Source organism: Hydrogenovibrio crunogenus (genome assembly GCF_004786015.1).
Classification (GTDB): Bacteria; Pseudomonadota; Gammaproteobacteria; order Thiomicrospirales; family Thiomicrospiraceae; genus Hydrogenovibrio; species Hydrogenovibrio crunogenus.
Window position 1 is genome coordinate 62726 of sequence record NZ_CP032096.1, and the last position, 18377, is coordinate 81102.

14 protein-coding genes are annotated in these 18377 nt (G+C 42.5%); 7 read left to right on the top strand and 7 right to left on the bottom strand.

What is annotated here, in order from left to right; genetic code table 11:
• The first annotated feature begins 30 nt into the window (after window positions 1-30).
• A complete protein-coding gene (locus GHNINEIG_RS00275; RefSeq protein WP_135794793.1) occupies window positions 31-1794 on the top strand; it encodes a Na/Pi cotransporter family protein in 1764 nt (587 codons plus the stop codon).
• Complete coding sequence (locus tag GHNINEIG_RS00280; RefSeq protein ID WP_135794794.1) at window positions 1791-2042, top strand: hypothetical protein; 252 nt, start codon at window positions 1791-1793, stop codon at window positions 2040-2042. The genes GHNINEIG_RS00275 and GHNINEIG_RS00280 overlap by 4 nt, the downstream gene beginning before the upstream one ends.
• Window positions 2043-2054: 12 nt before the next feature.
• Here GHNINEIG_RS00280 and GHNINEIG_RS00285 read toward each other — a convergent pair whose 3' ends face one another.
• Together GHNINEIG_RS00285 and GHNINEIG_RS00290 are read right to left on the bottom strand one after the other, a co-directional pair.
• Entirely contained in the window at window positions 2055-2282 is a 228-nt protein-coding gene (locus GHNINEIG_RS00285) for a hypothetical protein (protein WP_135794795.1), read from the bottom strand.
• Between the two features lie 3 nt (window positions 2283-2285).
• Window positions 2286-2705: a secondary thiamine-phosphate synthase enzyme YjbQ gene (locus GHNINEIG_RS00290; protein WP_135794796.1), complete on the bottom strand. Its 420-nt coding sequence runs from the start codon at window positions 2703-2705 to the stop codon at window positions 2286-2288.
• A 250-nt stretch (window positions 2706-2955) separates the two neighbouring features.
• On the opposite strand from GHNINEIG_RS00290, the gene GHNINEIG_RS00295 reads away from it, so the two are divergent.
• From GHNINEIG_RS00295 to GHNINEIG_RS00315, 5 genes are all read left to right on the top strand, one after another.
• A complete protein-coding gene (locus GHNINEIG_RS00295) occupies window positions 2956-5133 on the top strand; it encodes an ATP-binding protein (RefSeq protein WP_135794797.1) in 2178 nt (725 codons plus the stop codon).
• Window positions 5134-5241: 108 nt separating this feature from the next.
• Entirely contained in the window at window positions 5242-7293 is a 2052-nt protein-coding gene (locus GHNINEIG_RS00300) for a M3 family metallopeptidase (RefSeq protein WP_135794798.1), read from the top strand.
• A 135-nt stretch (window positions 7294-7428) separates the two neighbouring features.
• A complete protein-coding gene (locus GHNINEIG_RS00305) occupies window positions 7429-8682 on the top strand; it encodes an OmpP1/FadL family transporter (RefSeq protein WP_135794799.1) in 1254 nt (417 codons plus the stop codon).
• A 120-nt stretch (window positions 8683-8802) separates the two neighbouring features.
• Window positions 8803-9993, top strand: a complete 1191-nt coding sequence (locus GHNINEIG_RS00310; RefSeq protein ID WP_262982064.1) for an MFS transporter — start codon at window positions 8803-8805, stop codon at window positions 9991-9993.
• A gap of 50 nt (window positions 9994-10043) precedes the next feature.
• Window positions 10044-12197 carry an AMP-binding protein gene (locus GHNINEIG_RS00315; protein ID WP_135794801.1) on the top strand — a complete coding sequence of 718 codons (2154 nt, stop codon included), beginning with the start codon at window positions 10044-10046 and terminating at the stop codon, window positions 12195-12197.
• Window positions 12198-12227: 30 nt separating this feature from the next.
• Here the strand turns inward: GHNINEIG_RS00315 and GHNINEIG_RS00320 are convergent, their stop codons facing one another.
• The 5 genes from GHNINEIG_RS00320 to GHNINEIG_RS00340 are packed head-to-tail and all read right to left on the bottom strand — an operon-like array spanning window position 12228 to window position 18366.
• Window positions 12228-13982, bottom strand: a complete 1755-nt coding sequence (locus tag GHNINEIG_RS00320; RefSeq protein ID WP_135794802.1) for a BatD family protein — start codon at window positions 13980-13982, stop codon at window positions 12228-12230.
• A complete protein-coding gene (locus tag GHNINEIG_RS00325) occupies window positions 13960-15927 on the bottom strand; it encodes a VWA domain-containing protein (protein ID WP_135794803.1) in 1968 nt (655 codons plus the stop codon). The genes GHNINEIG_RS00320 and GHNINEIG_RS00325 overlap by 23 nt, the downstream gene beginning before the upstream one ends.
• Window positions 15927-16976, bottom strand: coding sequence for a VWA domain-containing protein (locus tag GHNINEIG_RS00330; RefSeq protein WP_135794804.1), 1050 nt, complete (start codon window positions 16974-16976; stop codon window positions 15927-15929). The genes GHNINEIG_RS00325 and GHNINEIG_RS00330 overlap by 1 nt, the downstream gene beginning before the upstream one ends.
• Complete coding sequence (locus GHNINEIG_RS00335; protein WP_135794805.1) at window positions 16973-17452, bottom strand: DUF4381 domain-containing protein; 480 nt, start codon at window positions 17450-17452, stop codon at window positions 16973-16975. The genes GHNINEIG_RS00330 and GHNINEIG_RS00335 overlap by 4 nt, the downstream gene beginning before the upstream one ends.
• The gene (locus GHNINEIG_RS00340; protein ID WP_135794806.1) at window positions 17452-18366 is read right to left on the bottom strand and encodes a DUF58 domain-containing protein; all 915 of its coding nucleotides are present in this window, start codon (window positions 18364-18366) and stop codon (window positions 17452-17454) included. The genes GHNINEIG_RS00335 and GHNINEIG_RS00340 overlap by 1 nt, the downstream gene beginning before the upstream one ends.
• Window positions 18367-18377 lie beyond the last annotated feature (11 nt).

Here is an 18377-nt window from a genome sequence, read left to right on the forward strand (position 1 = left end):
CGAATCTTAGAATAGGGCATGGCTTAAGTGATGACGAATTTAAAAACCATTTTTTTGGCGGCATTGACACTGATGTTGATAGCTGGATGGGGCTTTGCCGCGGATGATTTTAACTATAAGTTAGATTGGCCCAAAATGATTATGGAATTATTGGGAGGGCTGGCTTTATTCCTATTCGGGTTGGATTTATTGATCAAAAGTTTGCTGGCGGTTGCAGGTGAAAAAATGAAGCACCTGTTGGAAAAACTGACTGTGAATCGGGTAACAGGAGCGATTTCCGGAACTTTGGTCACGGCTGTAATCCAGTCTTCTTCTGTCACCACCGTATTGGTGGTCGGCTTTGTTTCAGCAGGCTTAATGACGGTAGCTCAAGCAGCCAGTGTCATTATGGGCGCCAATTTAGGGACGACCATTACGGCGCAAATCGTTGCCTTTAAGATTACCAATTTGGCCTTACTCATGATTGCGATTGGGTTTGTCATGCAGTTTGTTGGCCAACGCAGTCGAACCCGTAGTTTTGGGGAATTGATTCTTGGATTAGGGTTAATCTTTTTCGGCATGAATGTCATGAGCGAGGGGATGGCGCCATTAAAAAGTTATGAGCCTTTTCTCAATTTAATGGTGGAAATGCAAAACCCTTTTTATGGCATTTTAGTGGGGTTAATTTTTACCGCTTTGGTTCAATCTTCTTCCGCCACGATCGGGATTGTCATTGTGATGGCAAGTAATGGGTTTTTGACTTTACCCGCCGGGATTGCTCTTTCAATGGGAGCGGATATTGGCACCTGCATCACGGCTGTGTTGGCCTCAATTGGTAAATCTCGAGATGCTATCCGATCGGCAATGATTCATGTCGGTTTCAATATTTTGGGCGTTTTGATCTGGTTGCCGTTTATTTCAGTATTGGCCTATTTATCGGTGTCTATTTCACCATCGGTTATGCCGGATATTATGACGATGGAAACTTTGGCAGAAAACACTCCTCGAGAAATCGCCAACGCCAACACCATTTTTAAGTTGTCTGCGTTGTTGCTCTTTTTGCCAATGATTCCTTTGTTCGTGTGGGCGGTTTACAAACTTTATCCGGTAATTGAAGACGAAAATAATCAGCGTGATATCAAACCTAAGTTTTTAGACAACAGTTTATTATCGGCTCCTTCAATGGCATTGGATGCCGTAGAAATGGAATTGGAAGCATTCCATCAAAAGTTCAGTACTTTTTTTAATCACGCCGTACAGAATGCCGATGCGATTACCCTAGATAAATTGACTTATGAAGATAAATATACCGATCGTTTGAAAAGCTATCAGCATGAAATCTTGTTGTATTTGGGTAAGGTCAGTCAATCTGACTTAGATGAAACATTGCAAAAAAGGCATCTGAAACTGGTGACGGTAATGAATATCTTGGAATCCATGATTGAAACGGTCGATTCTGGAATTATTCAAGCAAAACATATGGCTTTTGAAAACAAATTTAAACCCAGTGAAACCATGCTTAATTTATTGGGCAGCTTGGCAAAAGAAGTCGGAAAATCGGTCGATAATGCGATCGGTTCTTTAGTGGAATCGAATAAAGATAAGGCATTATTGGTGATATCGGTCAAATCAACCATTGATCATCTAACTCAGGAAGCTCTACAACATCAAGCCCGCTATCTGAAATCGGATAACCAACGTATTATGATTTTTAGACTTGAAATGCAAATAGTCGATGCCTTAAAACGTATGCATACGTTGTCAAAGCGCATCGCACGTTTTCAATTAACGGAACAAGAAGGATCAGAGTCATGAAGAAGTCGCTATTAGTGATGGGTAGTTTGCTGATATTGGTCGGATGCAGCAGCAGTATAAAATTTGTTAAAAAAGCCAACCAGACAGATGAACAGTTTCGAAATGATATGATGTATTGTAAAGGTGAGGCATTAGGGCAATGGAACGACCGAAATGGCGTGTCTCAAGTGAATTTGAGAAGCCAGCAAATGGGCCCGATGTCTTATGAAGATTGTATGCTACAGATGGGGTATTCCCAGTCACAATAGGAAAAGTTGTGATTAATCAAATGTTGGATGGAGCAGATGCTCTGCTTGGGTCATTTCTTTATTAGCATGGTCACTGCGATGGATTTCATATTCTGTGAAATGGCCATCTTCCTGCGCAACCAGTTCTTCGCCTACCTTTTTTAAATAATTCGGGTCATTATGTTTGGTTTTAAAAATCAGGTTGTGTTTACCTTTGACTTTTAAAACGAAATGAACCGGATCCAATGCTTCCTGAGTCATTTGTTATTCTCCTTGGATGGTCACGATAACCTGACGATTAAAACGCCCTGTGCGATGTTCATATAAAAACAAGCCTTGCCATGTTCCCATATTCAATTCGCCGTTTGAAATGGGAAGGGTATGACTGGTTTCCGTCAAAAGTGTCCGAATATGGCCGGACATATCGTCATCTCCTTCATAATTATGACGATAGTTTCTATCCCCATCGATGATATGTTTTTGCATCCAATACTCAATATCCTGTCGGACAGTCGGATCGGCATTCTCAGTTATAATCAAAGAGGCTGAGGTGTGTTGGCAAAAGACATGACAAAGACCGACACTGATCTCCGATTCCGCTATGACTTCATCAATATCATCGGTAATATTAAATGTACCGCGGTTTGAAGTATGAAACGTTAAGGTGCTTTGATAGATTTTCATTGAGTCTTCTAAACTTTGTAAATAAAATCAAAAGGTAATGGCTCTTAATATTACCTATTTTAAATTTGGAATCCAAATATTGTTATGGGTTACTGCAAATTTGGTTCATTTTACTCAGGGTTACAGTTAAAGATTTTATCGAAACTTGAGGAATCAGAAGGCGGATTGTTTTTTTGAGTTAGAATCATGTTGAGCAATCAAAGGAATTTTATGGTTTTTTTCAGCGCTCCAAGGTTTAAAAGGGTTTTACATGTCTAATGTTCCACTTAATCATGCCATTCAGCTGGACCAATTTAAATTGGTCATCAAAAACTCGACCGCCAGTAGTTTTGGCAATATCGCCGTCGCGATCTTTTTAACCTATTTAATTGTTGATGCCCTTTCCAATACGTTAGTTTTTTTCTGGCTTATGTATATGGTCTTAGTCAGTCTGTTGAGAACGGGGTATGGTCGTTATATCCGTGCAAATGTAGCTTTAAATAACTATAAACTTTATCAAAGACGCTATTTCATTTTGATTCTATTAACTGCGGTCGGTTGGGGGTATGCCAGTCTGGCGTTATTTGTTGAAAATGACACCACTCTTCAAAGCTTTCTGGTAATGAGCATTGCTGGAATCAGTTCCAGTAGCGTTTCTTCTCTTTCTCCGGTTAAATCGTATTTTTATAGTTTTATCATTATCGTCATTACGCCTTTATTGTTAAAGTTCGCAACCACTTACGAAGTCTATGGCATGGCTTTTTCATTGCTTCTTTTGTTGTTCTTAATCTTTATGATCAAATCCGCAAAACATTATCAGGAAGCGATTAATGACAGTTTAAGTTTGAATTATCAGAATTTGGGATTGATTAAAGAACTGAACCAGGCGAAACAAGAAGCAGATGCTTCCAATCGATTGAAAAGTGAGTTTTTGGCTAATATGAGCCATGAAATTCGCACTCCGATGAATGGCATTATCGGGATGACAGGCTTGCTACTCGATACATCACTGAAAAAAGAACAACGAGATTTAACGCTAACGGTTAAGGAAAGTGCAGAATCGTTATTGGCCATTATTAATGACATTCTGGACTTTTCTAAAATTGAAGCTGGAAAAATGGAATTGAACTATGAACCGGTTAAATTGGTGCCTTTTTTAGACAGTGTGATGGAAATGGTCGCTTCTTCAGCGCAATCTAAAGAGCTTAATTTAGCTTATTTTATTGACCCAAAATTGCCGGCCGAAATAGAAACCGATGGTGTTCGTTTGCGTCAGGTATTGATTAATCTTTTGAGTAATGGCATTAAGTTTACCGATCATGGGTATGTGTGCCTGACAGTCGGTGCGCTTGATTCGGGTTCTAGTCGGTTGCAGTTTAAAGTGACCGATACCGGCATTGGTATTTCTGAAGAAGGTCAGGATAAATTATTTAATGCTTTTAGCCAGGTTGACGGTTCCAGTATGCGTGTGTTCGGTGGCACGGGATTAGGGTTGACCATTTCAAAACAGATTTTGAGTTTATTAGGCGGCCATATTTCGGTGAAAAGTGCACTGGGTAAAGGTGCCTGTTTTTGTTTTGATATTCCTTATCAAGTAATTGATTCAAATAATTGTTTGGCGGCATTAGAGAAAGAAACCTCCCTGGTTTGGTTGATGCCTGACGATGCGCTCAAACCTAAAATGGTTGAGTTTTTCAAACAGCTCAATATTACAGTTGAGGGTGATACCCTTGATGAGTTGACAGAACAAAGTGTGGGAAATCCTCGTCCGATTTGGATTGATATGACTGAAGTGATGAAAAATAGCGAAAAACCATTTGAATTAATCCGCATGTTAAAAAACAAACACCCTTTTTTGACGTTACTGTTGACGCACCAGCAAGCTAATGAATGGTATCAACAGATTCATGATTTAGCACTCAAAACACGTGTTAAGCCAATTAAATATAGTCATCTTCCGGATTGGTTGTTTTTTAAGAATGAAAAAGAAATCCTTAAAGAAACACCAAATAATCAGTCTAATCCAATGTTGGATGCTCTGAATTTGAGCCACTTAAAACTGTTGCTGGCAGAAGATAATCTGGTCAATCAAAAGTTGGCAACGGCTCTACTAAAAAAACTCGGCATTACGCCTGATATTGCCAATAATGGAGAAGAAGCGTTGCAAAAGCTTGAAGACAATCATTATGATCTAGTTTTAATGGACTGTCAGATGCCGACTAAAGATGGCTATCAGGCCACAAAAGAATTAAGAGAGTGGGCCAGACCTATCAAAGATGTAGTGGTTATTGCCTTAACGGCCAATGCGATGCAAGGTGATGAACAAAAATGTTATGCTGCCGGTATGAATGATTACATTACCAAGCCAGTTAGCCCCATAGTATTGCAAGAAAAACTGCAGAAATGGGCCGCTGTCATACAGGAAAAATCTCTTTCACAGCAAACGTGACGACATAAAGGCTTTAACCGTCTAAATGACGCTTTTTTAAAGTCGGCTTCTTATTCGTTATAATTATCCTTATAAATCCTTATCGAACTTAACCATTGGAAAGAATGCATGAACCCATTATTACAAACTGATCAATTGCCAAATTTTGAAGCGTTTCACGTGGAACACATTGTTCCAGCAGTGGAGACCTTATTATCAGAAAATCTGGCAGAGATTGAAGCTCTGGTCAGCATCAAAGAGGCGCCGACTTGGAAGAGCTTTGTTGAACCTTTAGAACAGCTGAGCAATCGGTTAGAGCGTGCTTGGGGTCCGGTTGGGCATTTGGATGCGGTGAAAAACTCTGATGAGTGGCACCAAGCCTACAGCGATTGTTTAGAAAAAATCACAGATTTTTATACGCAAATGGGACAGCATCAAGGTTTGTTTAAAAAGTTTCAACAGATTGCGGAATCAGCCGAGTTTGAACAGTATTCTTTGGCACAGAAAAAAGTGGTTGAAAATGCACTGCGTGATTTCCGTTTATCGGGCATTGATTTACCCAAAGACAAACAATCCGAGTATAAAGTGTTGTCACAGCAGCTGTCACAACTAGGCAGTCAGTTTGGTAACAATGTGCTGAAAAGTACCCAGGCCTGGTCAAAATTCATTGAAAACGAAGAAATTCTGGCCGGTTTGCCTGATAGTGCTATGGGGTTGTTGGCACAGTTAGCCACACAAAAAGAGGCTTATCAAAATAAAAAAGGTTGGTTGGTCACTTTGGATTTCCCTTCTTATCTGGCAGTGATGACACATGCCGATAATCGTGACTTGCGAGAAGAAGTCTATCAAGCGTTTGCCACTCGTGCGTCTGAAATGGCGCAAGATCCGCAGTATGATAACTCCGAAAACATTGAAAAGATTTTAAAACTTCGTCATGAAAAAGCCCAATTACTTGGCTTTGAACACTATGCGGAATTGTCGCTGGCCACCAAAATGGCGGATACGCCCGAACAGGTTATTGGATTTTTAAGGGATCTGGCAAAAAAATCCAAGCCACAAGCGGAAAAGGAGTTGGCCACTCTAACGGCGTTTGCCCAAAAAGAATTAGGGATCGACACCCTGCAACCTTGGGATGTCACCTATGCCTCTGAAAAATTTAAAAATGCCACGTTGTCTTTATCACAAGAGAAATTACGGCCTTATTTCCCGGTTACCAAAGTATTGGAAGGGTTGTTTACTATTACCGAGACGTTATTTGAAGTGTCGGTCAAAGAAAAACAAGGTGTATCGGTTTGGCATGATGACGTGCGTTATTTTGAAATAATGGACGCGGCGGGTCAAAAAGTGGCAGCCTTCTACTTAGATTTGTATGCCCGGGAAAATAAGCGCGGTGGAGCCTGGATGGATTCCGCCATCAGCCGTTGGCGTCATCCGGAGGGTGCTTTGCAATCTCCAGTGGCTTATCTGGTGTGTAATTTTACGCCACCCATTGGCGACCAACCGGCTTGCTTAACGCATGATGAAGTGACGACTTTGTTCCATGAATTTGGTCATGGATTGCATCACATGTTAACCGAAATGGAAAATTTTGATGTGTCTGGCATTAATGGCGTGCCGTGGGATGCGGTGGAATTACCGTCTCAATTTATGGAAAACTTTTGTTGGGAGCGGGAAGGCATTGACCAAATGACGGCGCATATTGAAACCGGGGATGTTTTGCCTGATGATTTATTTGAAGCCTTGCAACAAAGTCGAGGCTTCCAGTCGGCAATGATGATGGTGCGTCAGTTAGAATTTGGCTTGTTTGATTTTCTAGCGCATGCAACCTATAACCCGATTGCACCGCAACCGGTGCTGGAGTTAGTGAACCAAGTTCGCCAAGAAGTCGCTGTGATCATGCCGCCGGACTATAATCGCTTTGCGCAAAGTTTCAGTCATATCTTTGCAGGCGGTTATGCAGCGGGTTATTTCAGTTATAAATGGGCGGAAGTATTGTCTGCAGATGCCTTCAGTTTGTTTGAAGAAGAGGGCATTTTAAACCCAGAAATTGGAGTGAAATTTAAAAATACCATTTTAGCTGCTGGCGGCTCCGTTCACCCGATGACTTTGTTTAAAGCGTTTCGAGGACGTGAACCGGAAATTGATGCTTTATTACGTCATTCAGGTATTAAAGCGGCCTAATTTTCGCTGGTATCCATTTTCTAAAACGCCCAGGCCTGGGCGTTTTTATTTTGTTTTATCTCTTCATAATCATATTGAATGACCTAAAAAAGCATGAATGTTACAATTCGGCAAATTGCAAAAAAGGATTTTACTATGCGCCACGTACGAATTAACTCTTTAGTCGGCAGTTTGTCACTGTTGTCTTTTTCAGCCATGACACAGGCTTCTGGTTTTGCTCTCATCGAACAGTCTGCCAGTGGGCAAGGTCTTTCTTATGCTGGGGCGGCTGCATCAACAGAGGATGCCAGTGTCATGTGGTTTAACCCAGCTGGGTTGACCGAAGTGAAAGGGCATGAACTGATTTTGGGTGCACATCTTATTAACCCTAAGGCGAAGTTTACCAATGAGGGTTCTTATTTATCGGTTGCGGCCAATAAGATTCAAGGATCAGATGATGATGGGGCAACAACCGGATTCGTGCCAAATTTTTATTGGAAAGGTCAGTACAAAGATTATCATTTAGGACTGGGAATTAACGTACCATTTGGCCAGCATATTTCTTACGATGATAAATGGGTGGGACGCTATCATGCGACCGAAACGGATCTAAAAAGCTATAACATTAATCCCGCTATCTCCAGAAAATTAACGGATACCTTGTCTTTCGGGGTTGGGTTGAATGCTCAGTATGTCGATTTAACGATGGAAAAGAAAGCTAATTTAGGGTCTTCTACCGGTTCTTCGGGCGACGGTAATGTTAAAATTCAAGCCGACAGCTGGGGTTATGGATATAATTTTGGACTTTTATGGCAACCGGCCCAATCAACACATGTGGGGCTGTCTTATCGTTCTACAGTGACACAAAATGCGAAAGGAACCATTGATTACACACCAAACTTCAGAACAGACGGAGATATCTCTTCAACGGTTAACTTGCCTGCAATGGCGGTGTTAAGTGTTAAACAAAGTTATGGCCGCAAGTTTGAATTATTGGCAGGCGCCACTTGGACTAAGTGGAGTGATTATGGCTCTTTGGTGATTAAAGATGATGCTGGCCAGACGTTGACGGATACGCGTCAGGACTTTAAAGACAGTTGGCGTTATTCGTTGGGCGGTATCTATCAAGCAACGGATGCTCTGAAATTACGCACAGGACTGGCCATCGATTATACGCCTGTTTCAAATGAAACTCATCGTAGCCCTAGAACACCGGACTCGACTCGTAAATGGGTTTCTTTGGGGGCAGGCTACCAGTTTAATCAACGATTGAACCTGGATTTTGCTTACAGTCATTTGTTTGCGGATCGTTCTAAAGTAAACTACACCACAGATGATACACATTATTTGGTGGGTAGCTATGAATCTTCAGTCGATATTGTCAGTGCGCAATTGGTATGGAAATACTAATCTAAAGCCGAGTAATCGCTTATGAAAGCGTCGGCTTTTTTTTCAAAGCGTTTTTTTCCGTTATTTTGGGTGCAATTTTTAGGTGCCTTTAACGATAACCTTTTTAAAAACGCTTTGGTCATGTTGATCACCTTTCGATTGGCAGACACCGCAGAAGAGGCGGGGCTGCTAATTACTTTGGCTGCAGGCCTTTTCATTCTACCGTTTTTTTTATTTTCCGCTTTTGCCGGACAGTTGGCGGATAAATATGAAAAAACGACTCTCATTCGTAAAATCAAACTAAGCGAAATTCTTATTATGTTGTTGGGCGCCATGGCACTGGTTGCACAGGATATGATGTTTTTATTCGCGGTTTTATTTTTGATGGGCATTCAGTCAGCCTTTTTTGGCCCGATTAAGTACGCTGTCTTGCCAGAACATCTGGAAGCCCATGAATTATTGGATGGGAATGGTTGGTTCAGTGCGTCAACATTTGTGGCGATTTTGCTAGGCACCATCGTGGGTGGCTGGGTGGTGCTGACGGACGAGGGTGAAGTAGGCATGGCCATTGGCATTTTAGTTATTGCTTTGCTAGGGTATGTGGCCAGTCGTTTCGTACCGACCAGTGCATCGGGAGAGACAGCCTTACCATTACAATGGAATATTCTGACCAATACCTATCAGGAATTGGGGCTTCGAAAAGACTTCCCCCAGGCGTTTTTTGCCGTTTTATCTATTTCATGGTTTTGGTTTCTGGGTGCGACTTATTTAAGTCAGATGCCGGTGCTGGTATCAGATTACCTGTCTGGAAATGACAAAGTGGTTTTATTGTTCCTAGCAGTCTTTTCTGTTGGTATTGCATTGGGCGCTTGGATCGCCAGTCAGCTTAAAACGCCTGTTAGAACCATTAAGAATGTGCAATGGCTCGTGTTGTTATTGATTGGTATTTCATTGGTGATATTATTGGGTAATGGCTTGTTGAGTCAGGTTAATAAAACAGATCAGTTGATTGGGGTGGCGGCCTTTTTACAGCATTGGGAGTATGTGATCATTTTACTGAGCATGCTTGCGATTTCCACTCTGGGGGGATGGTTTATTGTTCCCTTGTACACCTTGCTTCAAGTACAGACGCAACCGCATTTTCGTTCTAGAATGGTCGCAGTCAACAATATTACCAATGCCATTTTTATGGTGCTTTCGGCTGTTTTTATTATGGTGCTGTATGCATTTGAATTATCATTAATCACTATTTTGTATGGTGTCAGTTTATTGAATTTAGCGGCGGCTTATTGGTATTTGCGCCGCAGCCGAGTTATTAAAGAGATGGTTTAGAGTCGTTGTTGCTTTAAAGCCTCCAGTGTTATGAAAGGAAATCGCTCCTCATGAGATGGTTAGTCAAAATTTTATTGAAACTTTGTTACCGTGTTGAAATCAGCGGCCTAGAACATTATCACAAGCTGGATCTGTCCGGTGAGCCGATGTTGATTATCGCCAATCATACGTCTTTGTTAGATGGGTTATTGATTGGAAGTTTTTTACCCGGCCAAACCGCTTTTATGATTGATGAAACTCATACCCGTAAATGGTATGAAAAGTTTTTATTGAGCTTTGTCGATCATTTTAAAGTGGAGTTCCACAACCCTTATGCAACCAAACGTGTCATTCAGGAACTGAAAAAAGGCAAACATTGCATGATTTTTCCGGAAGGTCGCATCACGACGACTGGCAGTTTAATGAAGATTTACGAAGGGACCGGTATGGTTGCGCATAAAGCTAATGCCACACTTTTACCGATTCATATCCAAGGCGCGCATAAGAGTAAGCTTTCCTATTTAAACGGGATGCGAATGGCTTTTTTAAAGCAGCAATGGTTTCCTAAAATTACTCTGAAAGTCTTATCGCCACGTAAGTTAGAGATGCCGGGACACCTTACAGGTCGCCAGAAACATACTTTTTTTAAGAATTCTATTTACCGAATTATGCGTGATACAGGCTTTGAGGCCTTAAATGAATCAAAATCGGTTTATAAGGCATTAGTCGACTCTTCGAAAGAATTTAATGCTAAAGATATCTGTGTTGAAGATATTAATGAGACCACGTTATCCCGTAAAAAATTGTTGTTAGGTGCTTCGATTTTAGGCCGTAAACTACACCATTTATTACAAGATGAGCATCGTGTAGGGGTATTGTTGCCAAATGTCAGCGGATTGCCTGCTACCTTTTTCGCTTTGCAGGCATATGGCTATGTGCCCGCGATGATTAATTTTACAGCGGGTCTAGGACCGATGCGCTCAGCTTGTGAAACAGCCGAATTGAAAACCGTGATTACGTCCCGAAAGTTTGTCGAAGTGTATCAATTGGAATCGGTGGTTGAAGCGCTATCCAACAACGTTCGTTTTGTTTTCTTGGAAGATGTTCGCGGTGAAATTGGTTTGGTTGATAAGTTGCGAGCACTCTTAGTGACGCAGCCCAAAAGCCTACCAGGCTATGATGTAGGGGATGATCACGAAGCAGTGGTGTTGTTTACGTCGGGTTCAGAAGGTGCCCCTAAAGGCGTCGTGCTGTCTCATAAGAATCTGAACAGTAATGTGAATCAAATTTCATCCATGTTGACGTTATTACCGGGTGAACAATTATTTAATGCCTTACCGACATTCCATAGTTTCGGTTTGACGGCCGGTTTGTTATGGCCGATCTTAAAAGGTGCGAAAGTCTTTCTGTATCCATCCCCACTTCATTATGGCGTGATTCCAGAAATGATTTATCAGTTGAATGTGAAAATCCTGTTTGGAACCGATACTTTTTTCTCTGGTTACGCCAAAAAAGCCGATCCTTATGATTTTTACAGTGTGCGTTATATGGTTGCGGGTGCGGAAAAACTGCGTCCGGAAACGCGGCGATTATATGCAGACCAATTTCACAGCACCATTCTGGAGGGCTATGGTGTTACCGAAACCTCACCGGTTTTAGCGGTCAATGTTCCCTTGAGTTTTAAAAATGGTACGGTTGGACAATTGGTGCCTGGTGTCACTCATAAGTTGCGCCCGATAGAAGGAATAAATGCTGGTGGCAGTTTGATGGTGAAAGGACCCAATATTATGCTGGGGTATTTGATGCCGGATCAGCCAGGCATTTTACAGCCACCTAAAGATGGTTGGCATGACACAGGTGATGTGGTGGAAGTTGATTCGGAAGGCTTTATTTCCATTAAAGGGCGGGCAAAACGGTTTGCCAAAATCGGTGGTGAAATGATTTCTTTGACCGCGGTTGAAAGTTACATTAACAAAGCGAGTCCGGAAGGGCATCATGTGGTGGTGTCGGTCGCGGATGCCCGTAAAGGGGAACAACTGATTCTGGTCACTAATGACGAATCTTTGAGTCGCCACACAGTTAAAGAAGCGGCAAAAGCGGCTCAGGTTTCAGAAATCATGGTGCCCAAAACGGTGATTTTAGTGGAAGAAATTCCAGTATTGGGCACGGGTAAAACCAATTACCCTGAGGTGCAAAAAATTGCAGATGGTCATTTCGAAACTTAACTTACCGTATTCTTTAGCAAACACCATCGCTTAAGCATCGACTTCATTTGGATACAGAGGATCCAAATGTTTGCCGGGTTTCTTTGACGACTTGGATTGAGATTCATTCAATCGGGCGATATCATCACACAGAGCGCTTAGCGTATCGGCCGGTAAGTCTGCCTGGTGATACAAATGTGCTTTTAAAGTCTGTAAATGTGCTTTAAAAGTATCATTCCCTTTATCTGGATAGCGTTGTTGCCAAGCTAAAATGGCTCGATAAAGCATTCTGGCATCCTTCACCCCTTTTTTATTTGCTTCACATAGCTTTTCCAGTTCAAGGTCATTATCAGGCCAGGCCAGGCTGTTTTTGTGCGATTGTGAATCCATTTTAGCAATAGCTGTTGGTTTTCTGTTTCGATAAAAGTGAACCGCCAGAGCACTGCTGATAAGCCATAACACAACAAATAGCCAGGTAGCGCTCTGCCAAAGCCCTATATTATTTGACGAACCGACCTTTTGCGCCGTTTCAGGGATAGATTCCGGACGCATGGTGTCAAAAGGGTTCTGTTGTGTATTGACTGCTGGTAACACGGTAATGGTTTTTTTGGCTAACGTCTGTGTTTCCAATTCATTGGTTTGTGTATTCCACCAGTTGACCGTGATGGCTGGTAAGGTTACTTTGCCGGCTCGTGTTGGAACAATGGCGATTTTCTGAAGTTTTTGGCTCAGCATGCCTTGTTCGGTTTTTTGGTTATTGTTGTTTGCCTTGTCTGGGTAAACGTGGAATCCTGCTTGGTCTTTAAATTGAAAGTCTGGAAGTTGCGAGGCGAGTAATCCTTCCGCTTTTAATGACAGCGTTCGTGTGATCGAATCCCCCACTCTGACTGGTGTCGTCGTTTGTAAATCATCCGTTAAGGTGACTTTTTTGGCAGGCAGCCAAGCTGAGTTGGTCGGGTAATGGTTTGGTTTTGGCAGAACCTTCAGTTCAATGGGTTGTGTCTGATCCTTAACGATTTTCAGCCGTCCTTGATATTGGATTCTGCCGTTGAAACTCTGCGGTGGAATGACCATCTGACCGCTTTTTTGTGGGTAAAAAGCCCAAGTCCATTCGTAAACATCATAAAGCCGACCGTTTACGTTTTTCTGGTAGTGGAATTGATTACGAATATTTTCTGAAATGGCTTGATGAAACGTTGGTGGACGAATGTTGCCATTAATGAATTGCCCTAAATGGTAAAACCGTAAAGTAAAAAGCACTTCTTGTTGCACATAGGGAGCCGTCAGATTGATGTTTGATTCTAGAAAACTGCTTCCTTTCTCGGCACCGGGTACTATTTTATTTTCGGTGACTTTGATAATGTGGGGTTTACTCATCGCATCGCCGATTTTGATAGGCGGAATCACTAGGTCGCCAATTTGTTTGGGGCTGAGTCGCAAATCCCATCGTGAGTAGGATTGATAGTTACCATTGATGATTTCTATCTGACTGCTTCGTTGCGTTCCAAGAATATCGAATTGATCTTTTAACCCCGAAAAATCAGGGGTTTCGAACGTTTGAAAATCTGTTTTTATGACGACGGAAATAATATCGCCCATCTCAACGCTTTGATGATCAACCTTCACTGTGACACTTTTTGCAAACACCTGTGTGCTCAAAAGCAAAATTAAAATAAGGGAGAGGGTAATCAAAATAAGTTTGGTTAGCCAGCGTTGTTGTTTACGGTTTTGAGCCATAGTCTGATTCAACTTTTCGGTTAAAGGAACAAATTCAGTGTCATCGTTACCAGATTTTATCGGGTTCACGATCCGTTTTCGATTCTTGTTGCTGATATTGGTATTCAAATTTACGTTTTAAAAATAATCCAGGTTCATCCGGGATTTGGTTTAGCCAATTTTTTTGTGCTTGTTCGGTTTCGGCAGTTGACGTTTTTGGGTCGTTATTGGAATCGAACGATTTTGTTAATTTTTTTGGCGTTTGACGTCTGAGATTTGAATCCTTTTCTGCGCTTTCACGCTCTGGTATACCGGATTTAGACGGAGAGGTCTTTTTGTCAGCCATGTCCGAAGTTTTGTCGGATTTTTTATCTGATGGCGATGCCGGTTTCGTTTCTTTGGTGTCGGGCTGATAAGGTTCTTTTAAATCATGGTTCTGATTGCCCGAACCGGTTTCGGGGGCGTTAGGGTCCTGACTTCCTTTCTGCCCAGATTGGTTGGCATTAGTGGACTTATTTTTAGGAGAGTCGCCATCCGAGTTCGCACTGCCGGGTGACTTGCCTTGTTTGGATTGTTTTTGACTGTTGGGATTGGATGATTCTTTCTGGGACGCTAGGATTTTATCCATCAGGCTTAAATTCTGTTTGGCAGATTGCATGTTCGGATTTTGTTTGAGGGCTTTTTGATATTGTTCCTTGGCTGCTTTAAAGTTGCCTTGTTTCGCCAGAGCATTACCTTGGTTATACCGTCCTTCGGCACTTTTATCTAAGCTGAATTGTTTAACGGCTTCTTTATATTTTCCTTGTCGGTAAAGACTGGCGCCTTTCCAGAGCGGGTCTTCAAAGCGATCCGCTGCGGTTTGGTAATCTTGTTTTTGCCATTTTTCATAGCCTTGTTGGTCAGGCGATTTAAATACATCTAAAAAGGTGACACTGGAGTCTCCGTTGGCTTTGGATTCTTTGGCAAAACTGGAAGAAGGATTCAGCATTAAAGCTGGTAATAACAAGGTGGTAAGGCCTATCCCTACCCAGGAAAATGCCCAGCCGCGTCGGAATGCTAAAGCCGCCAGTGGCAGAATGACAAACAGCAAATAAACGCCTGAATCTAGCCAGCTGGTTAAGGTCTTTTCTGGAGGCGTTTCTTTATCAACAGGCTTGGCTGTTTGCATCAGCATGTTTGGCAAAAGATCGGCCAGATCTGTTTCTTGCATCGTCAAGGTAGAGAGATTGGCTTGCGTTTGCTGAGAAAGGGCATAAAAGTCTTTAAAAGGGACTTTTGCCATCACAATCCGGCCATCTTCTTTTTTGACTAAACCATAATCAGGCACTTTTATCGGGCCACCATCAGCGGTCCCCACCACTAAAATACTGAGAGACAGATGGTGTTGTGCTACAAATTGGGCAATGGTTTGGATTTCTGGTTTTTCGATATCATCCGTAATCCAAATGATGTGACCTTTTTGTACTTTCGCACCTTGAAGTAAGGTGTTGGCTTTTTTAAATCCAGCCATAGCGTCAGCGCCGAATCGAGGCATAATCAAGGGGCTTAAGGTTGGGACCAAAGACAGTAAGGTTTGGTTATCTTCCGATATGGGAGTAATGGTATGTGCTGTGCCAGCGTAAGCAACCATGCCCATATTGACTTCAGGATGAGCCTTGAGTAAATCGAGAATTTTATAGCGTACTCGACTGAGTCGGTTCGGTTTTAGGTCATCAGAGAGCATGGATAAAGATAAATCCAATAGGATGACGCTGCCTTGACGGTTTTTTTCAGCTGGCAGTTCCACCTTTTGCCAAGTAGGGCCTGATAAAGCGATGATGATGATCGACCAAAGTATGGCGAGCCCTAGAGTTGCCCACGGAAAAAAGCTTTCTTCGGATTTTTTTCCGAGTAAAACCGACCTGAATTCAGGTGCAATAATGTTATTCCAAGCGCCTTTTTGACCAGTCATTTGCCAGAGTTTCCAAATGAGCCAAAATGCTGGAATAAAACTAATTAACCAAAATGGGCGCAGGAAATGTAAGGTCGTTTCCATCACGTTTTCCCTTCAGAATCACTTTTAAAAGCTCGGGGAAGAGGGGTGAGTTTCAACCCCATCAGAAGCATGCTGAGAAGAAAAGCCAGCCCCAGAGGCCAAATGAAAAGTTCTTCCCGTAAACGGTAGTTATTAATATCGTGTGGCGTGGATTCCAATTGATCGATCAGTTCATAAATTTCATTGAGCTGATTGGTGTCTTTCGCCATAAAAAAACGCCCTTGAGTCAATTCAGCGATTTTTTGTAAGGTTGCGGTATCCATATTTCGATTGGATCCAAAAATAAACGCATTGATGCCGGTGGCCTGATTTTGGCCAATACCGATGGTGTAGATCTTAAGCCCCATTTGTTGCGCTTGTTTGGCAGCATCCAACGGCTGAACGGCACCTGCTGTGTTAGATCCGTCGGTAAGCAGGATCAATACGGCATTTTCTTCAGTATTCTGATGTAAATGTTTTAAGGCGATGCCAATCGCGTCGCCAATAGCGGTATTGTTGCCCGCCATACCGATTTCAGTTTCATTTAATAGCGTTTCGACGGTATTGAGGTCATAGGTCAGTGGGCTTTGTAAAAAAGCTTGGCTGCCAAACACCACCAACCCCATACGGTCCCCTTGACGTTTTTGAATGAAGTTTTTCACCACCGATTTCACTGCGGTGAGACGATCGACTTCCACACCATGTAGCGGCATGTCGGTTTTTTCCATGCTGCCAGACAAATCGACCGCCAACATCAAATCTTTTCCGCTGGCTTGAAAGGGTGTGGTATCCAAAAACCAAACCGGTCGCATTGCCGCTAACACCACAAGTGACCATAACAAAGTGGCAATCAGCGAGATATTGAAAGATCGCTGGGGTGCTTGAATAAATTGGGGGCGTGGCGTGTGTTGCAATCGTTGCATTAAATGAGGTGCCAATAAAGGTGTTTGACGTTGAACCGCCGGCTTCAAGAGCATTCTGATGAGCCAAGGCAACGGCGCAAACGCAATCATCCACGGCCAAATAAACTCAAATTGTTGCCAAATTCCGGTTAGATCAGTCAGGTTCATTTATGGTGTCCTTTGATCCATTGTTTTGCATAGTCTAATGTTTGTCTAGCCTCTGTTTCCGATAAAGAAGGGCTTGGACGATAAATCGATTCTAAACAATGTTGTAACGAATCCGGCTGATCAATATACAGGGCGGTTTTATGCAGGAAATCCACCCAGGACTGGCCGCTTAAGTTTGCTACATTGGGTCGACCATAATTGGTAATAGCGACTTGCTTAAGTAGTTGATTGGCTATTTGAAGCTTTTCTTGTGGATGGCTGGTTGAAGCCAAGGCTTTTTCAAATGCCATCAGTGCTTCTTGTCGATAACGGTTGTTTTTGCGTTGGGTTAAGTAATACCAGGTGAGTCCGATCAGAATGCCACCCAAACCGACAAACAAACCAATCAATGTTTGCGACAAAGGCCACCAGCCGACCGGATCCGGCACTTGAATGTCATTGAGCTGTGATAGCAGTTGCGCCGCTTTCGGATCCATTATCGAATCACTCCTTGTGACATGAGTGCTTGGAGAGGGTCTTGTGAGGTTGCGATTTCCATTAGCGGTAAGTGCCAAGGCAAGAGCTGGTGTTTTAAGGTTTGCCAAGCCTGTTGGTAAGTGGCTTGATAGGCATTTTTAAAAGCCGTATCCAAAGTATTCAATCCCATCTCGGTATGTCCGTCTGTGATCTTTAAGGTTCCACTTGAGGGGAGTTTTTTTTCTAGCGGATCATAGATGTGAATCAGGTTGATGTCTGCATGCTTTTTCAATTGGGCCAGCTTTTTAATGAACGCTTCACTGCTGTTTAAAAAGTCACCGATTAAAAACACTCGGCTACCGGGACGCAAGTGTTTTTGTAACCGGGTTAAATGTAATAGCCATAAATCCTGGGTTAAGGCCGCTGGCGATTTCAACTGCTGTTGTAGAGCCAGGCTTTGATGCAGCATTTGCATCATGGTTTTACCGTTGTGACGTGGTTCAATCCAATGTTGGTTTAAATGATTAAATGCAAACCCACCAAAACGATCGCCTTGTTGCAAGCTTATCCATCCGATAAGTGCCATGACATTGAGTGCCTGACTGCTTTTAAAACGGATTTGTGAACCAAAAAAAAGCGGGGGGGTTTGTTCCACCATACAAAGGACCGGCCTTTCCAACTCTTCGGTAAAAACCTTAGTGTGAGTGGTTTGTGTGCGGGCGCTCACTTTCCAGTCAATGTGGCGGACATCATCTCCGGCGGCATACTCACGCACTTCGTTGAATTCCATCCCTCGCCCTTTACGAACCGCTTGATGATAACCGCCTTTTTCTGAAATCAGCTTTTGTTGTGACACCAGATGACGTTGTTTCACGTGAAACCTAAACCCAATAAGTTCATCCAGTTGCGAATAAATGTCGGTTTGATCAGGCATGAACAAAGTCC

What these genes read in the sequence shown, in the direction of transcription:
- GHNINEIG_RS00275 (WP_135794793.1), top strand. Translation starts at nt 31, where the DNA reads ATGACGAATTTAAAAACCATTTTTTTGGCGGCATTGACACTGATGTTG.
- GHNINEIG_RS00280 (WP_135794794.1), top strand. Translation starts at nt 1,791, where the DNA reads ATGAAGAAGTCGCTATTAGTGATGGGTAGTTTGCTGATATTGGTCGGA.
- GHNINEIG_RS00285 (WP_135794795.1), bottom strand. Translation starts at nt 2,282, where the DNA reads ATGACTCAGGAAGCATTGGATCCGGTTCATTTCGTTTTAAAAGTCAAA.
- GHNINEIG_RS00290 (WP_135794796.1), bottom strand. Translation starts at nt 2,705, where the DNA reads ATGAAAATCTATCAAAGCACCTTAACGTTTCATACTTCAAACCGCGGT.
- GHNINEIG_RS00295 (WP_135794797.1), top strand. Translation starts at nt 2,956, where the DNA reads ATGTCTAATGTTCCACTTAATCATGCCATTCAGCTGGACCAATTTAAA.
- GHNINEIG_RS00300 (WP_135794798.1), top strand. Translation starts at nt 5,242, where the DNA reads ATGAACCCATTATTACAAACTGATCAATTGCCAAATTTTGAAGCGTTT.
- GHNINEIG_RS00305 (WP_135794799.1), top strand. Translation starts at nt 7,429, where the DNA reads ATGCGCCACGTACGAATTAACTCTTTAGTCGGCAGTTTGTCACTGTTG.
- GHNINEIG_RS00310 (WP_262982064.1), top strand. Translation starts at nt 8,803, where the DNA reads ATGTTGATCACCTTTCGATTGGCAGACACCGCAGAAGAGGCGGGGCTG.
- GHNINEIG_RS00315 (WP_135794801.1), top strand. Translation starts at nt 10,044, where the DNA reads ATGAGATGGTTAGTCAAAATTTTATTGAAACTTTGTTACCGTGTTGAA.
- GHNINEIG_RS00325 (WP_135794803.1), bottom strand. Translation starts at nt 15,927, where the DNA reads ATGGAAACGACCTTACATTTCCTGCGCCCATTTTGGTTAATTAGTTTT.
- GHNINEIG_RS00330 (WP_135794804.1), bottom strand. Translation starts at nt 16,976, where the DNA reads ATGAACCTGACTGATCTAACCGGAATTTGGCAACAATTTGAGTTTATT.
- GHNINEIG_RS00335 (WP_135794805.1), bottom strand. Translation starts at nt 17,452, where the DNA reads ATGGATCCGAAAGCGGCGCAACTGCTATCACAGCTCAATGACATTCAA.
- GHNINEIG_RS00340 (WP_135794806.1), bottom strand. Translation starts at nt 18,366, where the DNA reads ATGCCTGATCAAACCGACATTTATTCGCAACTGGATGAACTTATTGGG.